The 22,019-nt window shown below is 65.4% G+C and carries 27 protein-coding genes; 10 read left to right on the top strand and 17 right to left on the bottom strand.

Annotated elements, in window-relative coordinates; all coding sequences use genetic code 11:
• Positions 1-101: 101 nt before the first annotated feature.
• Positions 102-746 (bottom strand): carbonic anhydrase, encoded by a 645-nt coding sequence (locus tag A7X65_RS12450; protein ID WP_063685101.1) that lies wholly within the window; start codon positions 744-746, stop codon positions 102-104.
• 111 nt (positions 747-857) lie between these two features.
• On the opposite strand from A7X65_RS12450, the gene A7X65_RS12445 reads away from it, so the two are divergent.
• Both A7X65_RS12445 and A7X65_RS12440 read left to right on the top strand, forming a co-directional pair.
• Complete coding sequence (locus tag A7X65_RS12445) at positions 858-1,739, top strand: HpcH/HpaI aldolase/citrate lyase family protein (RefSeq protein ID WP_063685099.1); 882 nt, start codon at positions 858-860, stop codon at positions 1,737-1,739.
• Between the two features lie 16 nt (positions 1,740-1,755).
• Positions 1,756-2,127 carry a TroA family protein gene (locus A7X65_RS12440; RefSeq protein WP_145657868.1) on the top strand — a complete coding sequence of 124 codons (372 nt, stop codon included), beginning with the start codon at positions 1,756-1,758 and terminating at the stop codon, positions 2,125-2,127.
• 44 nt (positions 2,128-2,171) lie between these two features.
• Here A7X65_RS12440 and A7X65_RS12435 read toward each other — a convergent pair whose 3' ends face one another.
• The 4 genes from A7X65_RS12435 to A7X65_RS12420 form a co-directional block, all read right to left on the bottom strand.
• Positions 2,172-2,591 (bottom strand): DUF6455 family protein, encoded by a 420-nt coding sequence (locus A7X65_RS12435; protein ID WP_063685097.1) that lies wholly within the window; start codon positions 2,589-2,591, stop codon positions 2,172-2,174.
• Between the two features lie 285 nt (positions 2,592-2,876).
• On the bottom strand, positions 2,877-3,662 hold the full coding sequence (locus tag A7X65_RS12430; protein ID WP_063685095.1) for a glycosyltransferase family 32 protein: 786 nt from the start codon (positions 3,660-3,662) through the stop codon (positions 2,877-2,879).
• A gap of 80 nt (positions 3,663-3,742) precedes the next feature.
• On the bottom strand, positions 3,743-4,348 hold the full coding sequence (leuD, locus tag A7X65_RS12425; RefSeq protein ID WP_063685094.1) for a 3-isopropylmalate dehydratase small subunit: 606 nt from the start codon (positions 4,346-4,348) through the stop codon (positions 3,743-3,745).
• Between the two features lie 101 nt (positions 4,349-4,449).
• The gene (locus tag A7X65_RS12420) at positions 4,450-5,019 is read right to left on the bottom strand and encodes a pyridoxamine 5'-phosphate oxidase family protein (protein WP_063685093.1); all 570 of its coding nucleotides are present in this window, start codon (positions 5,017-5,019) and stop codon (positions 4,450-4,452) included.
• 83 nt (positions 5,020-5,102) lie between these two features.
• On the opposite strand from A7X65_RS12420, the gene A7X65_RS12415 reads away from it, so the two are divergent.
• Positions 5,103-5,921: a helix-turn-helix transcriptional regulator gene (locus A7X65_RS12415; RefSeq protein ID WP_063685092.1), complete on the top strand. Its 819-nt coding sequence runs from the start codon at positions 5,103-5,105 to the stop codon at positions 5,919-5,921.
• On the opposite strand, the gene A7X65_RS12410 is transcribed toward A7X65_RS12415, so the two are convergent.
• Positions 5,909-6,307, bottom strand: coding sequence for a metallopeptidase family protein (locus A7X65_RS12410; RefSeq protein ID WP_063685091.1), 399 nt, complete (start codon positions 6,305-6,307; stop codon positions 5,909-5,911). The genes A7X65_RS12415 and A7X65_RS12410 overlap by 13 nt on opposite strands.
• Positions 6,308-6,480: 173 nt before the next feature.
• On the opposite strand from A7X65_RS12410, the gene A7X65_RS12405 reads away from it, so the two are divergent.
• Positions 6,481-6,768, top strand: coding sequence for a hypothetical protein (locus A7X65_RS12405; protein WP_063685089.1), 288 nt, complete (start codon positions 6,481-6,483; stop codon positions 6,766-6,768).
• Positions 6,769-6,791: 23 nt separating this feature from the next.
• Positions 6,792-7,055 carry a hypothetical protein gene (locus A7X65_RS12400; protein ID WP_063685087.1) on the top strand — a complete coding sequence of 88 codons (264 nt, stop codon included), beginning with the start codon at positions 6,792-6,794 and terminating at the stop codon, positions 7,053-7,055.
• 4 nt (positions 7,056-7,059) lie between these two features.
• Here the strand turns inward: A7X65_RS12400 and A7X65_RS12395 are convergent, their stop codons facing one another.
• Positions 7,060-7,359: a DUF1330 domain-containing protein gene (locus A7X65_RS12395; RefSeq protein ID WP_063685085.1), complete on the bottom strand. Its 300-nt coding sequence runs from the start codon at positions 7,357-7,359 to the stop codon at positions 7,060-7,062.
• 160 nt (positions 7,360-7,519) lie between these two features.
• On the opposite strand from A7X65_RS12395, the gene A7X65_RS12390 reads away from it, so the two are divergent.
• Positions 7,520-8,068 carry a hypothetical protein gene (locus tag A7X65_RS12390; protein WP_063687635.1) on the top strand — a complete coding sequence of 183 codons (549 nt, stop codon included), beginning with the start codon at positions 7,520-7,522 and terminating at the stop codon, positions 8,066-8,068.
• A 110-nt stretch (positions 8,069-8,178) separates the two neighbouring features.
• Here the strand turns inward: A7X65_RS12390 and A7X65_RS12385 are convergent, their stop codons facing one another.
• The 5 genes from A7X65_RS12385 to A7X65_RS12365 form a co-directional block, all read right to left on the bottom strand.
• Positions 8,179-8,388, bottom strand: coding sequence for a hypothetical protein (locus A7X65_RS12385; RefSeq protein ID WP_063685082.1), 210 nt, complete (start codon positions 8,386-8,388; stop codon positions 8,179-8,181).
• A 91-nt stretch (positions 8,389-8,479) separates the two neighbouring features.
• Entirely contained in the window at positions 8,480-9,886 is a 1,407-nt protein-coding gene (leuC, locus tag A7X65_RS12380; RefSeq protein WP_063687633.1) for a 3-isopropylmalate dehydratase large subunit, read from the bottom strand.
• Between the two features lie 462 nt (positions 9,887-10,348).
• Positions 10,349-10,729: a 50S ribosomal protein L19 gene (gene rplS / locus A7X65_RS12375; RefSeq protein ID WP_063685080.1), complete on the bottom strand. Its 381-nt coding sequence runs from the start codon at positions 10,727-10,729 to the stop codon at positions 10,349-10,351.
• Between the two features lie 108 nt (positions 10,730-10,837).
• Positions 10,838-11,593, bottom strand: coding sequence for a tRNA (guanosine(37)-N1)-methyltransferase TrmD (gene trmD, locus A7X65_RS12370; protein ID WP_063685078.1), 756 nt, complete (start codon positions 11,591-11,593; stop codon positions 10,838-10,840).
• A gap of 47 nt (positions 11,594-11,640) precedes the next feature.
• Complete coding sequence (locus tag A7X65_RS12365) at positions 11,641-12,894, bottom strand: MFS transporter (protein ID WP_245323499.1); 1,254 nt, start codon at positions 12,892-12,894, stop codon at positions 11,641-11,643.
• A 98-nt stretch (positions 12,895-12,992) separates the two neighbouring features.
• On the opposite strand from A7X65_RS12365, the gene A7X65_RS12360 reads away from it, so the two are divergent.
• Positions 12,993-13,904, top strand: coding sequence for a LysR substrate-binding domain-containing protein (locus A7X65_RS12360; RefSeq protein ID WP_063685074.1), 912 nt, complete (start codon positions 12,993-12,995; stop codon positions 13,902-13,904).
• Positions 13,905-13,910: 6 nt separating this feature from the next.
• Here the strand turns inward: A7X65_RS12360 and rimM are convergent, their stop codons facing one another.
• The 3 genes from rimM to ffh all read right to left on the bottom strand — a co-directional run bounded on the left by rimM (position 13,911) and on the right by ffh (position 16,414).
• Positions 13,911-14,438: a ribosome maturation factor RimM gene (gene rimM, locus A7X65_RS12355; protein ID WP_063685072.1), complete on the bottom strand. Its 528-nt coding sequence runs from the start codon at positions 14,436-14,438 to the stop codon at positions 13,911-13,913.
• 9 nt (positions 14,439-14,447) lie between these two features.
• Positions 14,448-14,780 carry a 30S ribosomal protein S16 gene (gene rpsP, locus A7X65_RS12350; RefSeq protein ID WP_063685070.1) on the bottom strand — a complete coding sequence of 111 codons (333 nt, stop codon included), beginning with the start codon at positions 14,778-14,780 and terminating at the stop codon, positions 14,448-14,450.
• An 86-nt stretch (positions 14,781-14,866) separates the two neighbouring features.
• Positions 14,867-16,414: a signal recognition particle protein gene (gene ffh, locus A7X65_RS12345; RefSeq protein WP_063685068.1), complete on the bottom strand. Its 1,548-nt coding sequence runs from the start codon at positions 16,412-16,414 to the stop codon at positions 14,867-14,869.
• A gap of 438 nt (positions 16,415-16,852) precedes the next feature.
• Here ffh and A7X65_RS12340 point away from each other — a divergent pair, with 438 nt between their 5' ends.
• Positions 16,853-17,917 carry an MBL fold metallo-hydrolase gene (locus tag A7X65_RS12340; protein WP_063685066.1) on the top strand — a complete coding sequence of 355 codons (1,065 nt, stop codon included), beginning with the start codon at positions 16,853-16,855 and terminating at the stop codon, positions 17,915-17,917.
• Positions 17,918-18,116: 199 nt separating this feature from the next.
• On the opposite strand, the gene A7X65_RS12335 is transcribed toward A7X65_RS12340, so the two are convergent.
• Positions 18,117-18,818 carry an SIMPL domain-containing protein gene (locus A7X65_RS12335; RefSeq protein ID WP_063685064.1) on the bottom strand — a complete coding sequence of 234 codons (702 nt, stop codon included), beginning with the start codon at positions 18,816-18,818 and terminating at the stop codon, positions 18,117-18,119.
• Positions 18,819-18,823: 5 nt separating this feature from the next.
• On the bottom strand, positions 18,824-19,606 hold the full coding sequence (locus A7X65_RS12330; RefSeq protein WP_063685062.1) for a GyrI-like domain-containing protein: 783 nt from the start codon (positions 19,604-19,606) through the stop codon (positions 18,824-18,826).
• 233 nt (positions 19,607-19,839) lie between these two features.
• Between A7X65_RS12330 and dapF the strand changes: the two genes are divergently transcribed.
• Both dapF and mtaB read left to right on the top strand, forming a co-directional pair.
• Complete coding sequence (gene dapF / locus A7X65_RS12325; protein ID WP_063685060.1) at positions 19,840-20,715, top strand: diaminopimelate epimerase; 876 nt, start codon at positions 19,840-19,842, stop codon at positions 20,713-20,715.
• The gene (gene mtaB / locus A7X65_RS12320) at positions 20,715-21,968 is read left to right on the top strand and encodes a tRNA (N(6)-L-threonylcarbamoyladenosine(37)-C(2))-methylthiotransferase MtaB (protein ID WP_063685058.1); all 1,254 of its coding nucleotides are present in this window, start codon (positions 20,715-20,717) and stop codon (positions 21,966-21,968) included. Before dapF ends, mtaB begins: the two co-directional genes overlap by 1 nt.
• Positions 21,969-22,019: the final 51 nt, after the last annotated feature.

Here is a 22,019-nt window from a genome sequence, read left to right as displayed (position 1 = left end):
AGCGAAGCGTGCCCACGACCTGCATCTCATCGAGAGAGATGGTGGGCACGGCGCTTCGCGCCTTTGCCCACCCTACGAATTCAAGCCAGGCGGCGAGAGGCTTACACCACGCTCCGCGCGCTCTTGAATTCCTTGCTCGCCTTGTCCAGCACGAAAAGCGTTCCTTCCGCGACGCCGAAATAGGCGCCGTGCAGCTGCATCTGGCCGCTCTCGACAGCCTTGCGCACGAACGGGAAGGTCATCAGGTTTTCCAGGCTGCGGAACACCGCGGCCTTCTCGATGCGCTCGACGAATTGCGCCATGCTCTCATGGTCGCGCTGCTCGACCACTTCGCCCGGCTTGATGAACATCTGCATCCATTTGCCGATGAAGTCGCCGGGTGTGAGCGGCTCGATCTTGTCGACGAAGGCGCGGATGCCGCCGCATTGCGCGTGGCCGAGGATGACGATGTGCTTCACCTTCAGCACCGTCACCGAATATTCCAGCGCCGCCGAGACGCCATGCGCGTTGCCGTCGGGCTGGTACACCGGCACGAGGTTGGCGATGTTGCGGACGACGAACAATTCGCCCGGACCGACGTCGAAGATCGCCTCGGGCGAGACGCGGCTGTCGCAGCAGCCGATCACCATCACTTCGGGCGACTGGCCCTTGACCGACAGCTCGCGATAGCGGCTCTGCTCCGCCGGCAGCCGGTTGGTGGCGAAGGCGTTGTAGCCTTCCAACAGGGACTTCGGGAATGTGATCATGGCCTATGCCTAACCATAGAGCTGAGCGGCGAACAAGCCTTTCGAATAGGCACGCCGAGTGCTATCGGCTCGGGTCAGAACACAGACGAGGAAACCGGAAGGACCATTCGCATGACCCGCCCGCGCCGCAGCCATCTGTTCATGCCCGGCTCCAATCCCCGCGCGCTGGAAAAAGCCAGGAATCTCGCTGCCGACGGCCTGATCCTCGATCTCGAAGACTCCGTCGCCCCCGAAGCCAAGGCGGCGGCGCGCGACGGGATCGCCGCCGCGATCGCGGCCAAGGGGTTCGGCAAGCGCGAGATCCTGATCCGCACCAACGGCCTCGACACGCCCTGGTGGGCCGACGACGTCGCGATGGCCGCCAAGGCCTCGCCGGACGGCATCCTGGTTCCAAAAGTTTCAAGCATCGAAGATCTCGACGCGATCGGCAGCCGTCTCGCCGAGCTTGGCGCCGCGCCGACGGTGAAGGTCTGGGCCATGATCGAGACCGCGCGCGCCGTGTTGCACGCGGAGGAGCTGGCCGCCGCCGGCCGCGATCCGAAGACACGTCTCTCCGGCTTCGTTTTCGGCCCGAACGACATCTCGCGCGAGACGCGCATCCGGATGATGCCCGGCCGCGCCGCGATGATCCCGATGATCACCCACTGCATCCTGGCGACGCGCGCCCACGGCCTCGAGATCCTCGACGGTCCCTACAGCGACATCGCCAACCCCGACGGCTTCGCCACCGAATGCGCGCAGGGCCGCGACCTCGGCTTCGACGGCAAGACGCTGATCCATCCCTCGCAGATCGAGGCCTGCAACGCGATCTTCACCCCGCCCGAAGAGGAGGTCGCGCGCGCACGAAAGATCATCGCGGCATTCGAGCTGCCGGAGAACGCCTCGCGAGGTGCGATCCGCCTGGATGGTGCGATGGTGGAGCGCCTGCACGCCGACATGGCGCGGCGTACGATTGATATCGCAGATGCGATTGCGGCGATGGGGAAGGGCTGAGCCGCAGGAGGCCTTCATGGCGAGCGGTCCGACCGTCGCGGCCATGCTTGCGCCGCTCACGTTCTTTGAGGAACGATGCACGGATAAGGAAACGCTTCGGAGGTTGATCGCGCTTGCGCATGACAGGTCGCGGCGCAAAGAGGCGCACGCCCTTTTCTCCGAGATCAGGCGAAAGACATTGGCGGCGGGGAAGCGCAACGACCAGCTTGCTCTGGCTCAGTACGCATTCGAAGAGATTTGTGCCAAGACGCTCTACAACATCTCGGGTGAACCGGCACCGTTCGATGCCGACTCCCCATTTTGGGTCTTGCCGCTTGCGCTGGAGCTGGGGCGAATGCTCGGCGTCACAGATATCAGCCAGATAAGCCCGTTGCTGACAGTAAGGTAAGACTGAGATCGCCCTGGTGACTTCAGTGCAGACGTCGCGCAGTCTCAGCGCTGCGCGTGGTCGGCGCGGTCGAGCGCTTCCAGCGTCGCGGCGTTTCCACAATAGCCGTGATAGTTCTCCGCGGCGGTGCCGTCGGCGAGATCGCGGTCGCACTGGCCCTTGTTGTTGCAGAGCGAGCAGACCCGCTCCATGTCGCGCAGCAGCAGCGGCTGTGCGCGGCCGAGCGCTTCGGTGCTGATGCCGAGCTGCTCCAGCATCTTCGGCAACTCATTGGCGGCGTGCTTGCCGTGACGGACCAGCTCCTGGAGATCATCGGGCGCGATCCTGAGATCGCTCGCGATCCGGTCGAAATCGGCGCGATCGAGCTGCCGCATCTCGTTCATCTCGCGGCGATGCTTGAGCCAGCTGGCAAAGGACTCAATGAGGTCCTGGACGATGGGATAAGGCCTGCTTGCGGTGCTCATGCGAGGCTCCATTGGGGTCGTGGAATTGGAGCCAGACTAGGCACAATGGTGCAGGAGCGCGTTGCGCTGGATCAAATTGGGAAGGGGTTGAGGAAGCTGCTCGTGTCCCGGACGCGGTTCGGCGGCATCGCAACAACCGCCGTCGTCGTCCCGGCGAAGGCCGGGACCCATACCGCGAGGTCTATCGATTGCGGATGGTATTGATCCCAACGCCAAGTCTTCGCCAAACTGCTTGCTGTGGTTCTGGGTCCCGGCCTTCGCCGGGACGACAGCGGAGAATGACGGCTAGCGAAACCGCTCCGTCGCCCACGCATACAGGCTGCCGGGAATCGGCTTCTCGCGGCCGCGGCCCTTGGGCGAGATGTGCAGGCCGATGATTTCAGGGTTCGTGACGAGGCCGAGATAGCTCGAGGGATCGAAGAACAGTTTTGGCTCGGCATGCACGGCGTAGAACGATTGCTTCGGCAATGCGTTCTCCAGTTCACCGGTGCGGCGCGCGAGCGCGGTGAGGGCCGCGGGTCCATAGATCGCGACGCGAATGTCAGAGAGCCGGTTCGAGCCGCCGCGCAGGCGGCGCATCATGAAGGTGATGCGATGGCGGACCGAGAGCCAGTTCGGCGTCAGCTCCTCCTGCTCCATCAGCTCTTCGAAGGCGGCAACGATGCCATGCTCGGGCGGCAGATAGATCACGGAATTGCCGAGCTGGTGCGGCCGCTCCCAGGCGAAATAGGGTTTTGCCGGATCGATCTCGATGGGCTTGAGCAGCAGCACGTCGGCATCGAGCCAGAGGCCGAGGCCCTTCGCCATCAGCTTCATGCGGAAGAAGTCGCTGAACTGCAGCGTGGTCCAGTCGCGCCAGCTGCCGTCCGGCTGCGGCGGCCGCAACCGCTCTGAGAACGCATGCGGCAGGATCGCTTCGGCCTCGGCATTGTCGACGCCCGCCGGCAGGCCGGGAATGGTGTCGAAGCTGTAGACCGTGACCTTGTGGCCGGCCGCGAGCTGCGAGCGCAGACAGGTCTGGCGCAATGCGTCCATCGGGCCATGCCAGAAGGTGACGATCTCGGGCAGCATCAGGCAAAGTTCTACGGATAATCAGGGCAAAGAAAAAGCCCCGGCGCTTTCGACGCCGGGGCTTCAACGAAAATCTGCGATCAGGCCCAGGCGCGTTCGTGCTTGAGCTTGTCCTCATAGGTATCGATCGAGGCCTTCTTCTCCATCGTGAGGCCGATGTCGTCGAGGCCGTTGATCAGGCAGTGCTTGCGGAACGGGTCGATCTCGAACTTGACCTTGCCGCCGTCGGGGCCGCGGATCTCCTGGTTCGGCAGGTCGATCGTCAGCGTCGCGTTGGCGCCGCGCTCGGCGTCGTCGAACAGCTTGTCGAGGTCTTCCTGGCTGACGCGGATCGGCAGAATGCCGTTCTTGAAGCAGTTGTTGTAGAAGATGTCGCCGAACGAGGTCGAGATCACGCAGCGGATGCCGAAGTCGAGCAGCGCCCAGGGCGCGTGCTCGCGACTTGAGCCGCAGCCGAAATTGTCACCGGCGACCAGCACCTTCGTGTTGCGATAGGCCGGCTGGTTGAGGACGAAATCCGGGTTCTCGCTGCCGTCGTCCTTGTAGCGCTGCTCGGAGAACAGCCCCTTGCCAAGCCCGGTGCGCTTGATGGTCTTGAGGTACTGCTTCGGAATGATCATGTCGGTGTCGACATTGATGATCTTCAGCGGCGCCGCGACGCCTTCCAGCGTGGTGAACTTGTCCATCTTGGGCTTCCCGGTTTGTCGTCAGGGGAGGGCTGTTTAGCCCGGTTAGCAGGTAAATCCTAGGCCGGATTCAGCAATCTTGGTCTGTCAGTCCTGATCTGTCAGTCCTGGGGAGCCATGCTGTCGGGGACAAAGCCGGTCGGCAGGCCGTCGATGCTCTTCATGTTCTTCAGGCCCCAGTATTTTCGCAGGTTGCTGACGCCCTGCGCCGTCCAGTAGCGGACGAGGCTGCCGCGCTCTTGCTTGTAGTCGAACAGGGGCACGCCCATACCGCACGATGTCTGCACGAGGTCGACCGAGAGACGAATGATCTGGCGGGCCCCGGCGACGTCCTCGAACCCTGGGGCGAGATCGGCGTAGTCAGGCGTGCCGCGCATGAGAGAACGCCCCTGGCCGTAGAGCCGCAGGATCATCGGGGGGCCTTCGAAGGCGCAGAACATGACGGTCAACCGCTTGTCGTCCGAGGCCATCAGGTGCGCGCGGGTCTCGCTGCCGCTGCCAGTGCAATCGAGATAGGCGACGTCGGTGTCGCCGAGCACCCGGAACGAGGACAGGCCCTTGGGGGACACGTTGATGCGTCCCTTCGGCGGGGCGCTCGCGACGAAGAAGATCTTCTGCCGCTCGATGAAAGCCCTGTGCTCGGGTTCGATCCGCGCGAATTGCTTGCCCATGTCCGTAGGTCCTTTGCGGAGCGACGCTAGCATGTCGCGGGTACCAGTTTAATATCCTAAAATATGCTGGTATAAAAAACACCATGAAGGAACAGGATCCGACCGCTCCGGCCCTCTCTCTCAGCGCGTTCCTGCGGGCGCTCCGGGAACGCCAGTCTCCGGCAGAATTCGGCCTTGCCGCCGGACCACGACGGCGCACGCCCGGCCTGCGGCGCGAGGAGGTCGCGCAGCTCAGCGGATTGAGCGTCACCTGGTACACCTGGATCGAGCAGGGTCGCGATGTGTCCGTCTCGGCTTCGGCACTTGCGCGCCTCGCCCGCGGATTGCGCCTGTCACCGGCCGAGCGCGGCTATCTGTTCGAAGTCGCGGGCAAGCGCGATCCCGAGCGGCCGGGCCACAGAGATGATCCACCCGAGGAGATACTGGCCTGCGTCGACGCGATCGACGGTCCCGCCTACATCCTCGATCGCACATGGCGCGCACGTCGCTGGAATGCGAAAGCGTCGGCGCTGTTTGCAGGATGGCTCGATGCAGACGGCGAAAAAAATCTGCTGCGCTACATCTTCCTCAGGCCTGAAGCCAAAACCCTGATCCTTGACTGGACCTCCCGTGCGCGTCGCGTCGTGGCAGAGTTCCGCGCCGCGGTGACCGCCTATTCCGACGATCCCGAGATCCGCCGTCTCGTGGAGGAGCTGAGACTGGGAAGCACCGATTTCGAACGATGCTGGGACACCCAGGGCGTTCTCGCCCGCGAAGGCGGCGAGCGTGCGTTCGACCATCCGACGATGGGGCTGCTGCATTATCAGCAGGTGTCGCTGTCTCTCGCGGGCTGGCCCGACTATCGGCTGACGATGCTGCTCTCTGCACACCGCCTTGATCAATCCGCGTCCTATTCTGCCTGAGCCTCGATCGCGGCCATGTCGTCGTCCGAGAGGCCGAAATGGTGGCCGATCTCGTGGATCAGGACGTGGCGGACGATATGGCCGAGGCTTTCGTCGTGCTCGGCCCAGTAATCGAGGATCGGCCGGCGGTAGAGCCAGACCATATTGGGCAGCCGCGCCACGTCGCCAAGACTCTGCTGGGGCAGGCCGACGCCCTGGAACAGGCCGAGCAGGTCGAACTCGCTCTCGCATTCCATCTCGTCCAGCACCTCCTCGGTCGGGAAGTCGTCGACACGGAGAATCACGCCCTCGCAGAGGCCGCGAAATTCCGCCGGCAGGCGCTCGAACACCTCATGGGCCATCGCTTCCATCTCGGCCAGCGAGGGCGCTTTCAATTCCGTCCACATGGCTTTTGTCTTAGCGCGGGTTCCGCGGCGATGCATCCCGCTTTATAAGACCTCGCCAAGAAGGAGCGTTGACGCCGCGCGCGAAAACGAGGAGCGTACGGCGCATCAAGGGGATGGCTCAGGCCAGTGGTGATGTGATGCGGGCGGGAACAGCAGTACCGGTTCTACTGTGCATGGGGTTGTTTTCGACTTTTTTTGTCGGCACCGAGGCCAATGCCCAGAAAGCGGGGCCCGAGATCCGGCTGGCCCAGGCGGTCTTGCCCGACGATGTCCCCCCGCCGCGCAGGCGGCCTCCGGCGCGCTTGCGCGTCACGCCCTACTACACCCCTGATGACGTCCATCCGCGCTACAATCCCGGCCCCGACGCTGTGCGCGAATGCAATGTCGCCTATGTCCAGGAACACCGGCCCAGCGGCACCGTGATCACGCCGCATATGAGCTGCTACTGGCGCCGGGGCTGACGCCCGAGGCCTCGAGGGTCGTCATGGCGAGATGGATTGCACTGGCCGTCGTTGCCGTCGCGCTTGCCGCGGGCCTGCCTCGCGCTTCCGCTGCGCACAGGGCGACGATACCCGAGGCATCGGCGGGCATCGCGGTTTTTGATGCGCGGCGACATCCGCGGGCCCACGTCGTCGTGCAGCCTGCGGTGCGCCGTGATCCCCGCTATTACGCGCGGCCTGTCTATTACCGTCCCTATCCCTACGGCGTGCCCGCACCCTTCGTGTTCGGCTACGGGCCGTTCTGGTGACGCTCTAGCCGCCCGGGGCAAATCCCTTGACCAGCAGCACCGTCGCCTGCGCGCCCGCCTTGCGATCGCGCGAGATGTCTTCGTATTCGGGCGAGTTCGAGAAGGCGAGAAACGAGGCCTCGTCCGGAAACGACATCATGACAAGCTTGTCGTGCGGCCATGCGCCCTCGAGCACGCGCGGATTCTCGTCGGCCGCGAGCAGCCGCCCGTTGTGTTTTTTGAACACGTCGAAGAAGCGCGCCTGATAGCGGTCATAGGCCGCACGGTCAGTCATCTTCAATTGCGCAATCGCGTAGACGGTCATCGCAAAATTCCCTGTGGCACCACGTCGCGGCGGAAACGCATTCATTCATGAGGCATTCACGTCGCTGTCCGTAACTTAATCTCGGGAGCGACTGCAAATGAACAGAGGCGGCGCGCGACGCTGCGCCACAATGCCGCTGTCCAAATTCAGGGAGAAGTCCATGCTGAGGAGTTTGGGTCTCAGAGCGAGCCCGATGCGCTTGCTCGGGATTGCGGCGGCCGCGACGCTGATGCTGTCGGCCGGGAGCGCGCAGCGCGCTGAAGCGCTCACCTTGATCAATCCGGCAACGTCACCCGCGACGAAGGCAGCAACCGACGATCTCGTCACGCAGGTCCGGCACGGCGGCGGCGGGCATGGTGGTGGTGGCGGACATTTTCACGGCGGCGGTGGCTTCCGCGGTGGCGGAGGACATTTCGGCGGATTCCGCGGCGGCGGCTTTCATGGCGGCGGCTTCCGCGCCGCGCCGGCATTTCACGGCGGCGGCATTCGTTACGGCGGGTTTCGTCATTACGGCGGCTATCACCGCCACTGGGGCTATCGCCCCCATTTCGGCTATCGCCACTTCCACCGGCGCTATTACGGCGGCTACTATCCCTACTACCACTATCCGCGCCGCTGCCGGATCATCTGGACCTATTACGGCCCGCGCCGCATCTGCCGCTGGCACCATTGGCACCGCTGGCACAATCCGTACCGCTACTATTGGTGATGTGAGCTGCATCGTCATGCCCGGGCTTGTCCCGGGCATCCACGATCTTTCTATGCGCGCCTAAGAACGTGGATGGCCGGGACAGGCCCGGCCATGACGGAGTCTTTGACCTACAGCCAATCCTTCAGCTTCCACGACGAAGCCTTCCACCGCGTCAGGTTCTCAAGCTTCCACTGCTTGAACATCGCCGGCGGCCAGCGGCTGAGCTTGGAGGTCTCTTCGGGCTCAGGCTTTGCGACGATGCGCAGCGGTGTCGCGCGCCGGCGATGCTGGCGCGTCGCCTCGCTGATCAGATCGACATATTCAGGCTTGTTGGCCATGAGGCATCCTCGCGAACCGTCGCGAGGACGCAGTGTCGTTGCCGGCGATTAACGGCGGTTTGCCGCGATCGCTACAATTGCAGGGAGCGGCTTAGCGCCAGTCCCGGACGTCGACGAAGTGGCCCGCGATCGCCGCGGCTGCCGCCATTGCCGGCGACACCAGATGCGTGCGGCCCTTGAAGCCCTGGCGGCCCTCGAAATTGCGGTTCGAGGTCGAGGCGCAGCGCTCTTCCGGTTTCAGCTTGTCCGGGTTCATGGCAAGGCACATCGAGCAGCCGGGCTCGCGCCATTCGAAGCCGGCCTTGATGAAGATCTTGTCCAGACCCTCAGCTTCCGCCTGCTCCTTCACGATGCCGGAGCCCGGCACCACCATGGCGTTGACGCTCGCCGATACAGTCTTGCCTTCCGCGATCTTCGCCGCCGCGCGCAGATCTTCGATGCGGCCGTTGGTGCAGGAGCCGATGAAGACGCGGTCGAGCTTGATGTCGGTGATCCTCGTCCCTGCGGTCAGGCCCATGTACTTCAGGGCGCGATGCTTGGAGAGACGCTTGGCCTCGTCTGCGATCTTGTCGGGATCGGGCACGATGCCGGTCACGGAGATGACGTCCTCAGGGCTGGTGCCCCAGGTCACGATTGGCGGCAGCTTGGCCGCATCGAGGCGCAGCTCGTGGTCGAAATGCGCGCCTTCGTCGGAGCGCAGCTTCTCCCAGTAGCGCATCGCCGCGTCCCAGGCCGCGCCCTTCGGCGACTTCGGACGGTCGCGCAGGAAGTCGTAGGCCTTCTGGTCGGGCGCGACGAGGCCGGCGCGGGCGCCGCCTTCGATCGACATGTTGCAGACCGTCATGCGGCCTTCCATGCTGAGCGCGCGGATCGCATCGCCGGCGTATTCCAGCACGTAGCCGGTGCCGCCCGCGGTGCCGATCTCGCCGATGATGGCCAGGATGATGTCCTTGCCGGTCACGCCGTCCGGCAATTTGCCGTCGACGGTGACGCGCATGTTCTTGGCCTTCTTCTGGATCAGCGTCTGCGTCGCCAGAACGTGCTCGACCTCGGAGGTGCCGATGCCGTGCGCGAGCGCGCCGAACGCGCCATGCGTCGAGGTGTGGCTGTCACCGCAGACGATGGTGGTGCCGGGCAGCGTAAAACCCTGCTCGGGGCCGATGACGTGGACGATGCCCTGGCGCTTGTCGAACTCGTTGTAATATTCGATGCCGAATTCCTTGGCGTTCTCGGCCAGCGCCTTGATCTGCTCGATGCTCTCGGGGTCGGGATTCGGCTTGGTGCGGTCGGTGGTCGGCACGTTGTGGTCGACGACGGCGAGCGTCTTCTCGGGCGCGTGGACCTTGCGGCCGGTCGCGCGCAGACCTTCGAACGCCTGTGGCGAGGTCACCTCGTGCACCAGGTGACGGTCGATATAGAGCAGGCAGGTGCCGTCCTCGGCTTCGTGCACCAGATGGTCGTTCCAGATCTTGTCGTACAATGTGGTCGGCTTGGACATGAGCGTCAGCTCCGGAGAATGTGTGAAGGCGATGAGCGCGGCTTGCGCGCGGGGCAACAAAATCGTCAGCGCAGCTTTTAGGCTGCGCGCGTAAGCTCTGACGTTGCCGAGGTCGCGAAGCGTCCGAAGAACCGGCCAGGCAGCCGCGAGCGATCGTCGATGACGATGCGCTGAACGGGGGCGAAGCTGGTCAGATCTGGAAACATTCCAAGAATATATAGCAGGCCGAATTGGAATCGCGAGTGGTTTCAATCCGCGGTCCGGGCATGACCCTCATCCTGAGGAGCGCGCTCTTGCGCGCGTCTCGAAGGATGAAGGCCCGGTCCGTGGCCTCGCCCTTCGAGACGCGCGTTCCGCGCTCCTCAGGGTGAGGGACTGGCACCGCATGCACGGCGCGGAGCCAAACAAAAAAGCGCGGAGCCGAGCCCCGCGCTTTCGAAAGACTTAGCCTGGTGGCGAAGCTTACTCGCCGACGGCCGCCTGGCGGTCCTGCTTCTCGACGATGCGGGCCGACTTGCCGCGAAGGTTGCGGAGGTAATAGAGCTTGGCGCGACGCACCTTGCCGCGGCGCACCACCTTGATCGAGTCGATCATCGGGGAGAGCAGCGGGAACACGCGCTCGACGCCCTCGCCATAGGAGATCTTGCGGACGGTGAAGCTCTCGTTGAGGCCACCGCCGGAACGGCCGATGCAGACGCCTTCATAGGCCTGCACGCGGGTGCGGTCGCCTTCGACGACCTTCACGTTCACGATCACGGTGTCGCCGGGGGCGAATTCCGGGATTTCCTTGGTGGCGGAGAGCTTGTCGAACTGCTCTTTTTCAAGCTGTTGGATCAGGTTCATGGGGTAATCTCCATCGGCGCGCCCAGCCGCAGATCGGGGGCTGCGCGAAATTCGTCTATCCAGCTATTGCGGATTTGGCCGCTCCTATAAGGCAAGCCGGAGCGTTTGTCACCCGTCTGTCTTGTTTTTTGGCGTTTTTTGGCGACGGGCCCGATTCGGGGGCTTAGGCGGGATTTGGGCCCATAAATCAGGCCGCCGGGCCGCCGTCAGGGCCTCCGATTGTGCCCGCCGCCAGCTCGCAACCTTGGCGTGGTCGCCCGAGGTCAGGATTTCCGGGATCGGGGCCCCCTCGAACAGCTGCGGGCGGGTGTATTGGGGGTATTCGAGCAGGCCGTCCGAAAAGCTCTCCTCGGTTCCCGAGGCTTCCTTGCCCATCACCCCCGGCAGCAGCCGGACGCAGGCATCGATCAGGGCCAGGGCGGCGATCTCGCCCCCGGACAGCACGTAATCGCCGATCGAAACCTCCTCCAGGCCGCGTCCGTCGATCACCCGCTGGTCGATCCCTTCGAACCGCCCGCAGACGATCAGCGGGCCGGGGCCCTGCGCGAGTTCGCTGACACGGGCCTGGGTCAATGGCCGACCCCTGGGGCTCATGAGCAGGCGGGGGCGCTCCGGGGTGATCCCGGCGGCATCGATGGCGGCGGCCAGAACGTCCGCCCGCAGCACCATGCCCGGACCGCCGCCGGCGGGGGTGTCGTCAACGCTGCGGTGGCGGTCGGTGGCGGAGGCCCGGATGTCGCGGGCCTCGATCTCCCACAGCCCGGAAGCCAGCGCCCGGCCGGCCAAGCTCACGCCGAGCGGCCCCGGAAACATCTCCGGGAATAGCGTCAGCACCGTCGCGCGCCAGGGTGAGGGGTTGGTCATGGCCGCTGGTTAGGGCATTGCGGCCAAGAGGTCGAGGCCCGGATTCTTCAGGCGCGCTGGTCGTCGGCGAGATGCGGTCCCAGCAGCAGCGCGAGCGGGCAGATGGCCAGTGCCGTCACGGCCGTTGCTGCGGTCGCCAGGGTCGGACCAAGCGCATCGCCGAGCAGGCCGTAAAGCACCGGCGCGATTGCGCCCGATCCGATCGTGCCGGTGTAGAACAGCGCGAAGGCACGCTCGGTGCGATCAGACGACGTGAGTTCTGGGACTGTCCCGTAGAGCACCGAGGACGTGCCGTTCAGCATCACGCCGAGCAACGGCAGCACGATGATGGCCGGCGTCAGCGGCAGCACCAGCACCGCTGCGATCAGCACCGCGGTGCCGCCTTCGGTCAGCAGCACGGTGCGGATCGTGCCAACCCGCGCGCCGAGCCAGCCGCAGGTGAATTTGCCGGCGGCGCCGCCGATGAACAGCATCGCGAGCGCAACGCCGCTCGTCGGCAGTGAGGCGCCCTTGTCGCGCAGCAGGAAGGGCAGGAAGGTGAGGAAGCCCATCCGCACCGCACTGTCGAGAATCCCGATCGCGAGGAGCCAGGAGAAACCGCCGCGGCCGGCATGCGTGCCGTGGGCCGTGATCGCGGATTTCTGCGCAAAGCCCTTGCCGACAGGCGGCATCAGCAGCGCGAGGCAAAGCGCGACGAGCAGGCCCATCAGTGCGATCAGCAGCAGCGCGTGCCGCCAGGACATGATCACCAGCAGCGTCGCCGTCAGCGCCGGGAGTGCGGCCTTGCCGAGGTCGCCGCTGAAATTGTAGATGCCGAGCGGCCCGCGTGCCGCGTTGCCATAGGCGCGCGACACTGCGGCCGAGGCGAGCGGATGCTGCGTGCTCGATCCGGCGCCGGATATGAGAAGCGCAAAGCCGAGGCCGACGACGCTGCCGGACAGTCCGGCCAGGACATAGCCGAGCGCTGCGAGCATCGTGCCAAGCGCGAGCAGAATCTTTCCATCGATCCGCTCGGCGAGACGCCCGACCGGGATTTGCAGCCCGGCCATGGTGCCGGAATAGAGCCCGCGCATCACCGCCAGCAGCCCATAGCTCAGCGCGAACTCGGCCTGCCACACCGGCAGCAGCACGTAGATCAGGTCGGTATAGCCATCGTGCAGGGCGTGGTTGAGGCCCGTTGCCGCGAGGGTGCGGCGCGGCTTGCTCAACGTCTCGTCGTCAGACGCGGCGGTTTGCGATTGCGATAGAAAATTTGTAGGAAGAGTTGCCAAGGTCTCGGCCCGAAGCAGTCGAAAGGTCATGCATTGAAAGTGCTTAGGCACGCATTATGGAGCCTTCAAGAAACTGTCACAAACCAGTAATAATCGGATCATGTGCTAGAAATTCTATCGTATGGCTCATGTTCGTTCCTCGCCGCAGCCTGCCACCCCTGAACGCGATCCGTGCCTTCGAGGCCGCCGCCCGGCTCGGCAGCTTCAAGGAAGCGGCGGTCGAACTCGGCGTGACGCATGGCGCGGTCAGCCAGCAAATTCGTCTGCTCGAAAGCTGGCTCGGGCCGCCTGCGCTATTCCGGCGATCGGTGCGGCGGGTGGTGCTGACGCCGGCGGGCGCTGCGCTGCTCGCGGAGTTTGCACCGGCGCTCGATCGCGTCTCCGCCGCCGTGCAACAGCATCGCAGGCGGCGCGGCGAAGCGCCGGCCGCGGTACTGCGTGTCAATGCGCTCGCGACCTTCAGTCTGCGCTGGCTGCTGCCGCGCATGACGAGGTTTCGCACCGAACATCCCGATATCGAGGTGCGGCTGTCGACGTCGAACGATCAGGTCGATGCGTTGCCCGAACTGTTCGACGTGGTGATCCGCGGCGGTCCGGACACCTTTCACGGATTTGCGTCGCGCTTCCTGCTGTCGGAGCAGCGGCTGCCGGTGTGCAGTCCCGCTCTGCTCGCAGAACAGCCGCTGACGGAAGTCGCAGACCTCAGCCGGCACACGCTGCTGCACGTCACCTCGATGCCGCGGCTGTGGCGTGACTGGCTGACCGATGCAGGCGAGTCCGCGCTGGAGGGCGCGGGGGCGCTGACCTTCGATCATTTCTATCTGACGCTTCAGGCTGCGCTCGACGGTCTCGGCGTCGCGATGGGGCCGACGGCGCTGATCGCCGACGATCTCGCGGCCGGGCGCCTGGTGACGCCGTTCCCGGACATCAGCCTGCCGGCCCGCAGTTATTTTGCGTATTTTCCCGAAGGACGCGACGACGTCCCGCATCGCGCGGTGTTTTGTGACTGGCTCGAGCAGCAGGGACGGCAGATGGCGTGAGCGCGATTAACGCGCTTCGTCCTCGTCCCGATCGCCCTCGATCTCCTGCGGCAGCGCGATCACCACGCGTTCGCCTTTGAGGTCGACCTCGGGCACCACCGCATTCGAGAACGGCAGCAGCATCGTCGCGCCCTTGAGAGGTGCGATCTCGATGATGTCGCCGGCGCCGAAATTGTGGATCGCGAGCACGCGGCCGAGCGGCTCGCCATCCGTGGTGACGGCGGCGAGCCCGATCAGGTCGGTGTGGTAGTATTCGTCCTCGTCCGTCGCGGGCAGTCTTTCGCGCGGAACGTAGAGCTCGATGCCGTTGAGGCGCTCGGCGTCATCGCGGGTCGCGACGCCCTTGAACGTCGCGACCAGATGATCCTTGGCCTCGCGCGCCGTCGCGACCTCGAACTGGCGCTTGCCGTCCTTGGACAGCAGCGGACCGTAGCGGCGCACGGCAAACGGGTCCTCCGTGAAGGTCCACAGCTTGACCGCGCCGCGCACACCATGCGCGGCGCCGATCCGCGCGACGCAGACCAGCGCCGACATGTCTTAGCCTTAGCCCTTCGCGGCGGCTTCGGCCTGCGCCTTGCGCTCCTTGCGCGGCACGGCCTTCTCGGGGTTGTTGCGCGCTTCGCGCTTCTTGACGCCGGCGGCATCGAGGAAACGCATCACGCGGTCCGACGGCTGCGCGCCCTTGGCGAGCCAGGACTTCACCTTCTCCATGTCGAGCTTGAGACGGGTCTCGTTGTCCTTCGGCAGCAGCGGGTTGAAATAGCCGAGACGCTCGATGAAGCGGCCATCGCGGGGGAAACGCGAGTCGGCGACGACGACGTGATAGACGGGACGCTTCTTGGTGCCTGCGCGGGCGAGGCGGATAACGACGGACATCTAGTTCTCCTTCAAAGTACGTTTTGTTCGGTTGATTGGTATTCCGCGTCACACAAGACCGGTTGCGATCCCGTGCGACGAATTCCTCATTTCTTCTTGCCGGGGAAACCGCCGAGGCCCGGCAATGTCGGCTTGCCGCTCAGCCCGGTCAGTCCGGGGACGTTCGGCAGGCCGCCGCGAAGACCGGCGGGCAGATCCTTCGGCAGATTCGGCAAGCCTTGTCCGCCGCCGCTCTGCATCTTCTCCTGCAGCGCCTTCATCTCTTCCGGCGAGGGCATCTTCATGCCGCCGCCAAAGCCCATCGCCTGCGCGATGCCGGCGAGCGGGCCGCGCTTGCCCGAGCCCATGGCCTTCATCACGTCGGCCATGTTCCGGTGCATCTTGAGCAGCTTGTTGACGTGCTCGACGCTCTGGCCGCTGCCGGCGGCGATGCGCTTCTTGCGGCTGGCTTTCAGCACATCCGGATGACGGCGCTCGTCGCGCGTCATGGAATCGATGATCGCGACCTGACGCTTCAGGATCTTGTCGTCGATGCCGGCCGCCGCGATCTGGTTCTTCATCTTGGAGATGCCGGGCATCATGCCCATCAGGCCGCTGATGCCGCCCATGTTGGACATCTGCAGCAGCTGCTCGCGCATGTCGTTGAGGTCGAACTGACCCTTGCGCATGCGCTCGGCGGTGCGCGCGGCCTTCTCGGCGTCGATATTGGCAGCGGCGCGCTCGACCAGCGAGACCACGTCGCCCATGCCGAGGATGCGGCCGGCGATACGATCAGGATGGAAATCTTCCAGCGCGTCGGTCTTTTCACCGGTGCCGATCAGCTTGATCGGCTTGCCGGTGACGGCGCGCATCGACAGCGCGGCGCCGCCGCGGCCGTCGCCGTCCACACGAGTGAGCACGATGCCGGTGAGGCCCACGCGCTGATCGAACGCGCGCGCGAGATTCACCGCGTCCTGGCCGGTGAGGCTGTCCGCAACCAGCAGCACTTCATGCGGATTGGCGGCGGCTTTGATCGCCGCGGCTTCGGCCATCATCTCTTCGTCGAGCGTGGTGCGGCCGGCGGTGTCGAGCAGCACGATGTCGTAGCCGCCGAGCTTGCCTGCTTCCAGCGCACGCTTGGCGATCTGCGGCGGCTGCTGGCCGGCCACGATCGGAAGCGTCGGAATGTCGAGGTCGCGGCCGAGCACGGCCAGCTGCTCCATCGCTGCCGGACGATAGACGTCGAGCGAGGCCATCAGCACCTTGCGCTTGTCGCGCTGGACCATGCGGCGGGCGAGCTTTGCGGTGGTGGTGGTCTTACCGGAGCCCTGCAGGCCGACCATCATGATCGGCACCGGCGGCACGGAATTGACGTCGATGGTCTGGCCTTCGGCGCCGAGCGTGTTGATCAGCTCGTCATGGACGATCTTGACCACCATCTGGCCGGGTGTGACCGACTTGACGACGGTGGCGCCGATCGCCTGCTCGCGGACGCGCTCGGTGAAGCTGCGGACCACTTCGAGTGCGACGTCGGCCTCCAGCAGCGCGCGGCGCACCTCGCGCATCGCGGCGTCGACGTCCTTTTCGGTCAGCGCACCGCGCCCCGTCAGACGATCGAGAATGCCACCAAGCCGTTCCGACAGATTGTCGAACAATGCCGTTGTCCTTTTTAACCTCTCCCCGCCTGCGGGGAGAGGTCGGATCGCCCTTGCGATCCGGGTGAGGGGGTACGGGACCATCTACGCGCACCACGCGCGGAGAGAGCCCCTCACCCCGACCCTCTCCCCGCAAGAGCGGGGCGAGGGAGCAGAAAATCCAAACACCTTTGCGCCCGAGGGCGCATCGCGCTGTCGGGCGTTGACCTCCGGCCTCCAGGGCCGGTCGGCGGGTCGAAAAGAAAGCCTTTCCGAGAAAGTGGCGGGGTTAAACGCCGCTCCCGCCCAAAAGTCAAGGAAAGTTAGGGCGCGGGCCGACCCCTGCCAGGGCAACGCGTTGAAAATGCGACTTTTTCTGCGGCGGGTTCCTTTTCGGGCGGCCCAGCCCATATAGACGGTGATGTCTTACCGCCCCCGCTATCCCTAGAAGCCCTGCCCGTGCAGATCACCCGCCGCCGCGTTTTCGGACTGCTTGCCGGAGCCGGGGCTGTGGTCGGTGTCCCCTCCCTCTGGATGTCCAGCATGAAGACCTACGACGGACCCGCCTCCGACCATTTCAACGGCCTGCATTTCTTCGATCCGGATGGGGCGCCGCCGAAATCGCTTCGTCAGGTGCTGCGCTGGCAGCTCGGCGGCAAGCGGCAGCGGGCGGCCTGGCCGGACTGGGTTCCGAACCCGCATGCCGACACCCCGCCGCAACGGGTCGATGGCGGCAAGGTGCGGCTCTCCTTCGTCGGGCACGCCAGCTGGCTGATCCAGGCCGGCGGGCTCAACATCCTCGTCGACCCCGTCTGGTCGTCGCGGGTGTCGCCGGTCAGCTTCGCCGGGCCGAAGCGGCACAACGATCCCGGCATCGCCTTCGAGAAGCTGCCGAAGATCGACGTCGTGCTGGTCTCGCACGGCCACTACGATCACCTCGACATGGCGACGCTGTCGCGACTCGCGAAAAATTTTGCTCCGCGCGTGGTCACCCCGCTCGGCAACGACGTGACGATGCGTGGCGCCGATCCCACCATCAAGGCCGAAGCCTTCGACTGGCACGACCGTGTCGAACTCGGCGGCGGCATCGCCGTAAACCTGGTGCCGACCCGGCACTGGACCGCCCGCGGCATGTTCGATCGCAACAAGGCGCTGTGGGCGAGCTTTGTCTTGGAGACGCCGGCCGGGAAAATCTACGTCGTCTGCGATTCCGGTTACGGCGATGGCCGGCATTTCCGCCGCGTCGCGGAGAAGCACGGGGCCCTGCGCCTCGCGATTCTGCCGATCGGTGCCTACGAGCCGCGCTGGTTCATGCGCGACCAGCACATGAATCCGGAAGACGCAGTGAAGGCTTTGGCGGATTGCGGCGCCGAGGCTGCGCTCGGGCACCACCACGGCACGTTCCAGCTGACGGACGAAGCCATCGACGCGCCGGCGAAAGCGCTGGTCGAAGCGCTCGATGCCGCGAAGATCCCGCAGGAGCGGTTCGTGGCGATGCAGCCGGGGCAGGTGGTGGAGATTTAAGCCAGCGTCATTCTCTGTTGTCGTCCCGGCGAAGGCCGGGACCCATAACCCCAGGGAGTAGTTTGGCGAAGACTAGTAGTTTTTCAGTCTTCCCGAGGTACGCCGACCTGCGCTTATCGAGAGATCACGCGGTATGGGTCCCGGCCTACGCCGGGACGACACCGTTGTTGTTGCGAACAGCGTGCCCTTTGCAGCGCTATTATTCCTTCGCCTTGATCGCCCAGCTCACATTCACCGTCACCGACAGCGTTTCCTCGCCCGGCGCGACCGCTGCGGGCGCGGCCATCGGGGCCGTTGCCATCCGCGCCTTGAACAGCGGCACGGGAGCGCCGCCCTCCGACACGCTGAGCGGCGCGCCCAGCGTCACGCCGGTGGCCTTCGCATAGATCTCCGCCTTGCGGCGCGCATCGACCACCGCCTGCTCGCGCGCATCGTCGAGCAGCTTCGAGGCCTGCGTGACCTCGAACGAGATGTTGCCGATGTCGTTGGCGCCGGCACTGACCAGCGTGTCGATGATGCCGGCCACCTTGCTCACGTCGCGGAGCTTGACGGTGATGCGGTTGGAGGCGCGGAAGCCGACCACGGGCGAGGCGCCGGTGGATTTGTTCTGGCCGTATTGCGGCTGCAGCGACAGGCGCGAGGTCTGGTAATCCTTCTCGGCGATGCCGGCGCCCTTCAGCGCAAGCAGCACCTTGCCCATCGCGGCGTTGTTGGCGTCGGACGCTTCCTTCGCCGTCTTGGCGTCATTGGCGACACCGGCGTCGATCTGCGCAAGGTCGGGCGCGACCGACACGGAGGCTTCGCCGCTCACGGAGATCGCGGAGGGGAAGTCGTCGGCGCGTGCAGGCTGCGCCAGCAGAGCGGTCGCGAAAACGACGGCGAGTACGGCAGGCTTTTTCATCAGTCTCACTTCAGCGGTACGAAAACATTGATCACGAGCTTGTCCTCCGCCGTCTTCAGGGGATCGGTGAGGTACTCCTCGATGAAGGTGTCCTTGGCTTCCAGTCGCTTGTCGTCGAGGTGATTGGTGATCGCCTCATAGGTGTTGTCCATGTTGTCGTAGGAGCCGCGATGGACGAATTTCAGCGCCTTGCCCTCCGGCGATTTGCCGATGCTCATGTCCTTGGGCAGGTTCTTCGGATCCTGGTCGACCGGGATCTCGGCAAGGAAGGTGAAGCCGGTGTCGTCGGTCGAGGTGTAGACGATCATCGAGTTGCCGGCGTGCTTGATGCCCTGCTTGTCCAGCAGGGTGTTCAGCGCCTTGAAGGCGTCGACCAGCGTGTCGAAGGCCGAGTCCCAATTGGCGGTGCCCTTGACCATCACGACCTTCCTTGGCTCGAGCGTGGTCTCGAGGCCAAAGGGATCGGCCGTCTGCACCGGCGCGGGGGTGGCGGCCGCGGCGGGCGGCGGGGCCTGCGGGCTGGGCGAGGCGCTGGCGGCGGGTGAGGGCGAGGCTGCAGGTGCGGGCGAGGCGCTGGCCGCCGGCGACGGTGTCGCGACAGGGGCGGGCGATGCACTCGCGGCCGGGGCGGGCGAGGCCGATGGCGCAGGCGAAGGGCTTGCCGAGGCGGCCGGCGCCGGGCTCGGCGACTGCGCCAGGGCGCCCGACAGCCCAAGCGGCGTCAGGCCAAACGACATGGCCGCTGCCGGGATCAGCGCGGCCAGAGCGAGACGACGAAAACTGGTCATTCTATTCTCCCCGAGGCCCTGCTTCGTCAGGGCCTTAATTCATCAAGACCTTACCCACCAAGGCCTTAACCCGGCCGCGCGTCCCGGTTCGCGCGAACCGCGCCGTTCTAACACGCGAGCGCCGAATTCGTCCCATGACAGATGCGTCATGGCAGGTCCCGGCTGCCGGCGGCAAATCACTGGCCAAGCGGCCAAGGATCGCCATATAAGACGGGCGAAATTCAGGAATTTTCATGAGCGCACTGGCCAACCACGCATTTGCCAAGATGAACGGCATCGGCAACGAGATCGTCGTTGTCGACATGCGCGATTCTGCGGGCAAGGTCACGCCGGACGATGCCCGCGCCGTGGCGTCCGCGCAGGGCGGCGTGGCCTATGACCAGCTCATGGTGCTGCAGAAGCCGCGGCTCGGCGGCACCGAGGCCTTCATCAGCATCTACAACAATGACGGCTCCGAAGCCGGCGCCTGCGGCAACGGCATGCGCTGCGTGGTCCGCCGCATCTTCGAGAAGACCGGGCAGGCCACGGCGACGTTCGAGACGGCCGCCGGGCTGCTCAATGCCTGGCAGGGGCCGGCGCCGGATCTCTACACGGTGGACATGGGCGCGCCGAAGTTCGGCTGGCAGGACATTCCGCTGGCCGAAGAGTTTCGCGACACCCGCTACATCGAATTGCAGATCGGGCCGATCGACAATCCGATCCTGCATTCGCCCGCTGTCGTGAGCATGGGCAATCCGCACGCGGTGTTCTGGGTCGACGACGTCAACGCCTACGATCTCGGGCGTTTCGGTCCGCTGCTCGAAAACCACCCGATCTTCCCCGAGCGCGCCAACATCACGCTGGCCCATATCGTCGACCGCGAGCACATCACGATCCGCACCTGGGAGCGCGGCGCTGGCCTGACCCGGGCCTGCGGTTCGGCTGCCTGCGCGACGGCCGTCGCGGCAGCGCGCCTGAAGCGCGCCGAGCGCAAGGTCGAGATCACGCTGCCCGGCGGCAAGCTCGGCATCGAATGGCGCGAGCGCGACGACCACGTGCTGATGACGGGCACGGCGACCTTCGAATATGAGGGCAATTTCGATCCGGCGCTGTTCGCGCCGGTCGGGTAATGCCTGTCGACATCGTCACCTTCGGCTGCCGCCTCAATGCCTTCGAGGCCGAGGTGATCCGCAGTAAGGCGGAAGACGCAGGCCTTTCCGACACCATCGTCATCAACAGCTGCGCCGTCACCAACGAGGCGGTGGCGCAGGCGCGCCAGTCGATCCGCAAATTGAAGCGCGAGCGCCCCTCGGCGCGCATCGTCGTCACCGGCTGCGCGGCGCAGACGCAAAGCGCGATGTTCGCCGATATGGCCGAGGTCGATCGCGTCGTCGGCAATGACGACAAGATGCGCGGCGAAGCGTGGCGCGAGACGCGCGATGCGTTCGACATCGGCACCAGCGAAAAGATCGCCGTCAGCGACATCATGGCCGTCAAGGAGATGGCGCCGCATCTGATCGACGGCTTTGCGAGCGGCCTGCCGCGGGTGTTCGTGCAGGTGCAGAACGGCTGCGACCATCGCTGCACCTTCTGCATCATTCCCTACGGCCGCGGCAATTCCCGGTCGGTGCCGATGGGCGCGGTGGTCGATCAGGTGCGGGCGCTCACCGAGCGCGGCCATGCCGAGATCGTGCTGACCGGCGTCGATCTCACCAGCTATGGCACGGACCTGCCCGGCGCACCGAAGCTCGGCATGCTGACGAAGCAGATCCTGCGCCATGTGCCGGAGCTCAAGCGCCTGCGCATCTCCTCGATCGATTCGATCGAGGCGGACAGCGACCTGCTCGATGCCATCGCCGACGATGCGCGGCTGATGCCGCATCTGCACCTGTCGCTGCAGTCGGGCGACGACATGATCCTCAAGCGCATGAAGCGGCGGCATTTGCGTAGCGATGCGATCGCATTCTGCGACCAGGTCCGCCGCCTGCGTCCCGATGTTGCGTTCGGCGCCGACATCATCGCGGGTTTTCCGACCGAGACTGAGGAGATGTTTGCGCGCTCGCTCGATCTCGTCGAGGAATGCGGCCTGACCTTCCTGCACGTCTTCCCCTATTCTCCACGCCCCGGCACGCCCGCCGCGCGGATGCCGCAGGTTGCGGGCAACGTCATCAAGGAGCGCGCGAAGCGGCTGCGAGCGACGGGTGAAGCCGCGCTGCGCCGCCGGCTGCAAGCGGAGATCGGTGCAAGGCGCGATGTGCTGATCGAGAGCGAAGGGCAGGGGCGGACGGAGCACTATCTGCCGGTGGCGATTGCGGGCGAGCGGGTGGGGAGTGTCGTGCCGCTGATGATTGCCGGCAGCGATGGCGAGCGGCTGATCACGTAATCGGTTGCGGTGAGTTGCGACGCGCTGCATCTCCAACGTCGTCCCGGCGAA

This window comes from Bradyrhizobium stylosanthis (assembly GCF_001641335.1).
Classification (GTDB): Bacteria; Pseudomonadota; Alphaproteobacteria; order Rhizobiales; family Xanthobacteraceae; genus Bradyrhizobium; species Bradyrhizobium stylosanthis.
The sequence above is the reverse complement of the archived record's forward strand: the minus strand, read 5'-3'. Positions and strand labels throughout refer to the sequence as shown.

Coding starts and splice junctions, on each gene's coding strand:
- A7X65_RS12430 (WP_063685095.1), bottom strand. CDS start 3,662: ATGCTGCCCGAGATCGTCACCTTCTGGCATGGCCCGATGGACGCATTG.
- A7X65_RS12440 (WP_145657868.1), top strand. CDS start 1,756: ATGGCGAGCGGTCCGACCGTCGCGGCCATGCTTGCGCCGCTCACGTTC.
- A7X65_RS12405 (WP_063685089.1), top strand. CDS start 6,481: ATGGGGTTGTTTTCGACTTTTTTTGTCGGCACCGAGGCCAATGCCCAG.
- A7X65_RS12420 (WP_063685093.1), bottom strand. CDS start 5,019: ATGGGCAAGCAATTCGCGCGGATCGAACCCGAGCACAGGGCTTTCATC.
- rplS (WP_063685080.1), bottom strand. CDS start 10,729: ATGAACCTGATCCAACAGCTTGAAAAAGAGCAGTTCGACAAGCTCTCC.
- A7X65_RS12360 (WP_063685074.1), top strand. CDS start 12,993: ATGTTCGTTCCTCGCCGCAGCCTGCCACCCCTGAACGCGATCCGTGCC.
- rimM (WP_063685072.1), bottom strand. CDS start 14,438: ATGTCGGCGCTGGTCTGCGTCGCGCGGATCGGCGCCGCGCATGGTGTG.
- A7X65_RS12385 (WP_063685082.1), bottom strand. CDS start 8,388: ATGGCCAACAAGCCTGAATATGTCGATCTGATCAGCGAGGCGACGCGC.
- A7X65_RS12450 (WP_063685101.1), bottom strand. CDS start 746: ATGATCACATTCCCGAAGTCCCTGTTGGAAGGCTACAACGCCTTCGCC.
- A7X65_RS12410 (WP_063685091.1), bottom strand. CDS start 6,307: ATGTGGACGGAATTGAAAGCGCCCTCGCTGGCCGAGATGGAAGCGATG.
- mtaB (WP_063685058.1), top strand. CDS start 20,715: ATGCCTGTCGACATCGTCACCTTCGGCTGCCGCCTCAATGCCTTCGAG.
- rpsP (WP_063685070.1), bottom strand. CDS start 14,780: ATGTCCGTCGTTATCCGCCTCGCCCGCGCAGGCACCAAGAAGCGTCCC.
- A7X65_RS12390 (WP_063687635.1), top strand. CDS start 7,520: ATGCTGAGGAGTTTGGGTCTCAGAGCGAGCCCGATGCGCTTGCTCGGG.
- A7X65_RS12445 (WP_063685099.1), top strand. CDS start 858: ATGACCCGCCCGCGCCGCAGCCATCTGTTCATGCCCGGCTCCAATCCC.
- A7X65_RS12365 (WP_245323499.1), bottom strand. CDS start 12,894: ATGACCTTTCGACTGCTTCGGGCCGAGACCTTGGCAACTCTTCCTACA.
- A7X65_RS12435 (WP_063685097.1), bottom strand. CDS start 2,591: ATGAGCACCGCAAGCAGGCCTTATCCCATCGTCCAGGACCTCATTGAG.
- A7X65_RS12400 (WP_063685087.1), top strand. CDS start 6,792: ATGGCGAGATGGATTGCACTGGCCGTCGTTGCCGTCGCGCTTGCCGCG.
- A7X65_RS12330 (WP_063685062.1), bottom strand. CDS start 19,606: ATGACCAGTTTTCGTCGTCTCGCTCTGGCCGCGCTGATCCCGGCAGCG.
- A7X65_RS12335 (WP_063685064.1), bottom strand. CDS start 18,818: ATGAAAAAGCCTGCCGTACTCGCCGTCGTTTTCGCGACCGCTCTGCTG.
- dapF (WP_063685060.1), top strand. CDS start 19,840: ATGAGCGCACTGGCCAACCACGCATTTGCCAAGATGAACGGCATCGGC.
- A7X65_RS12415 (WP_063685092.1), top strand. CDS start 5,103: ATGAAGGAACAGGATCCGACCGCTCCGGCCCTCTCTCTCAGCGCGTTC.
- trmD (WP_063685078.1), bottom strand. CDS start 11,593: ATGACCAACCCCTCACCCTGGCGCGCGACGGTGCTGACGCTATTCCCG.
- leuD (WP_063685094.1), bottom strand. CDS start 4,348: ATGGACAAGTTCACCACGCTGGAAGGCGTCGCGGCGCCGCTGAAGATC.
- leuC (WP_063687633.1), bottom strand. CDS start 9,886: ATGTCCAAGCCGACCACATTGTACGACAAGATCTGGAACGACCATCTG.
- A7X65_RS12395 (WP_063685085.1), bottom strand. CDS start 7,359: ATGACCGTCTACGCGATTGCGCAATTGAAGATGACTGACCGTGCGGCC.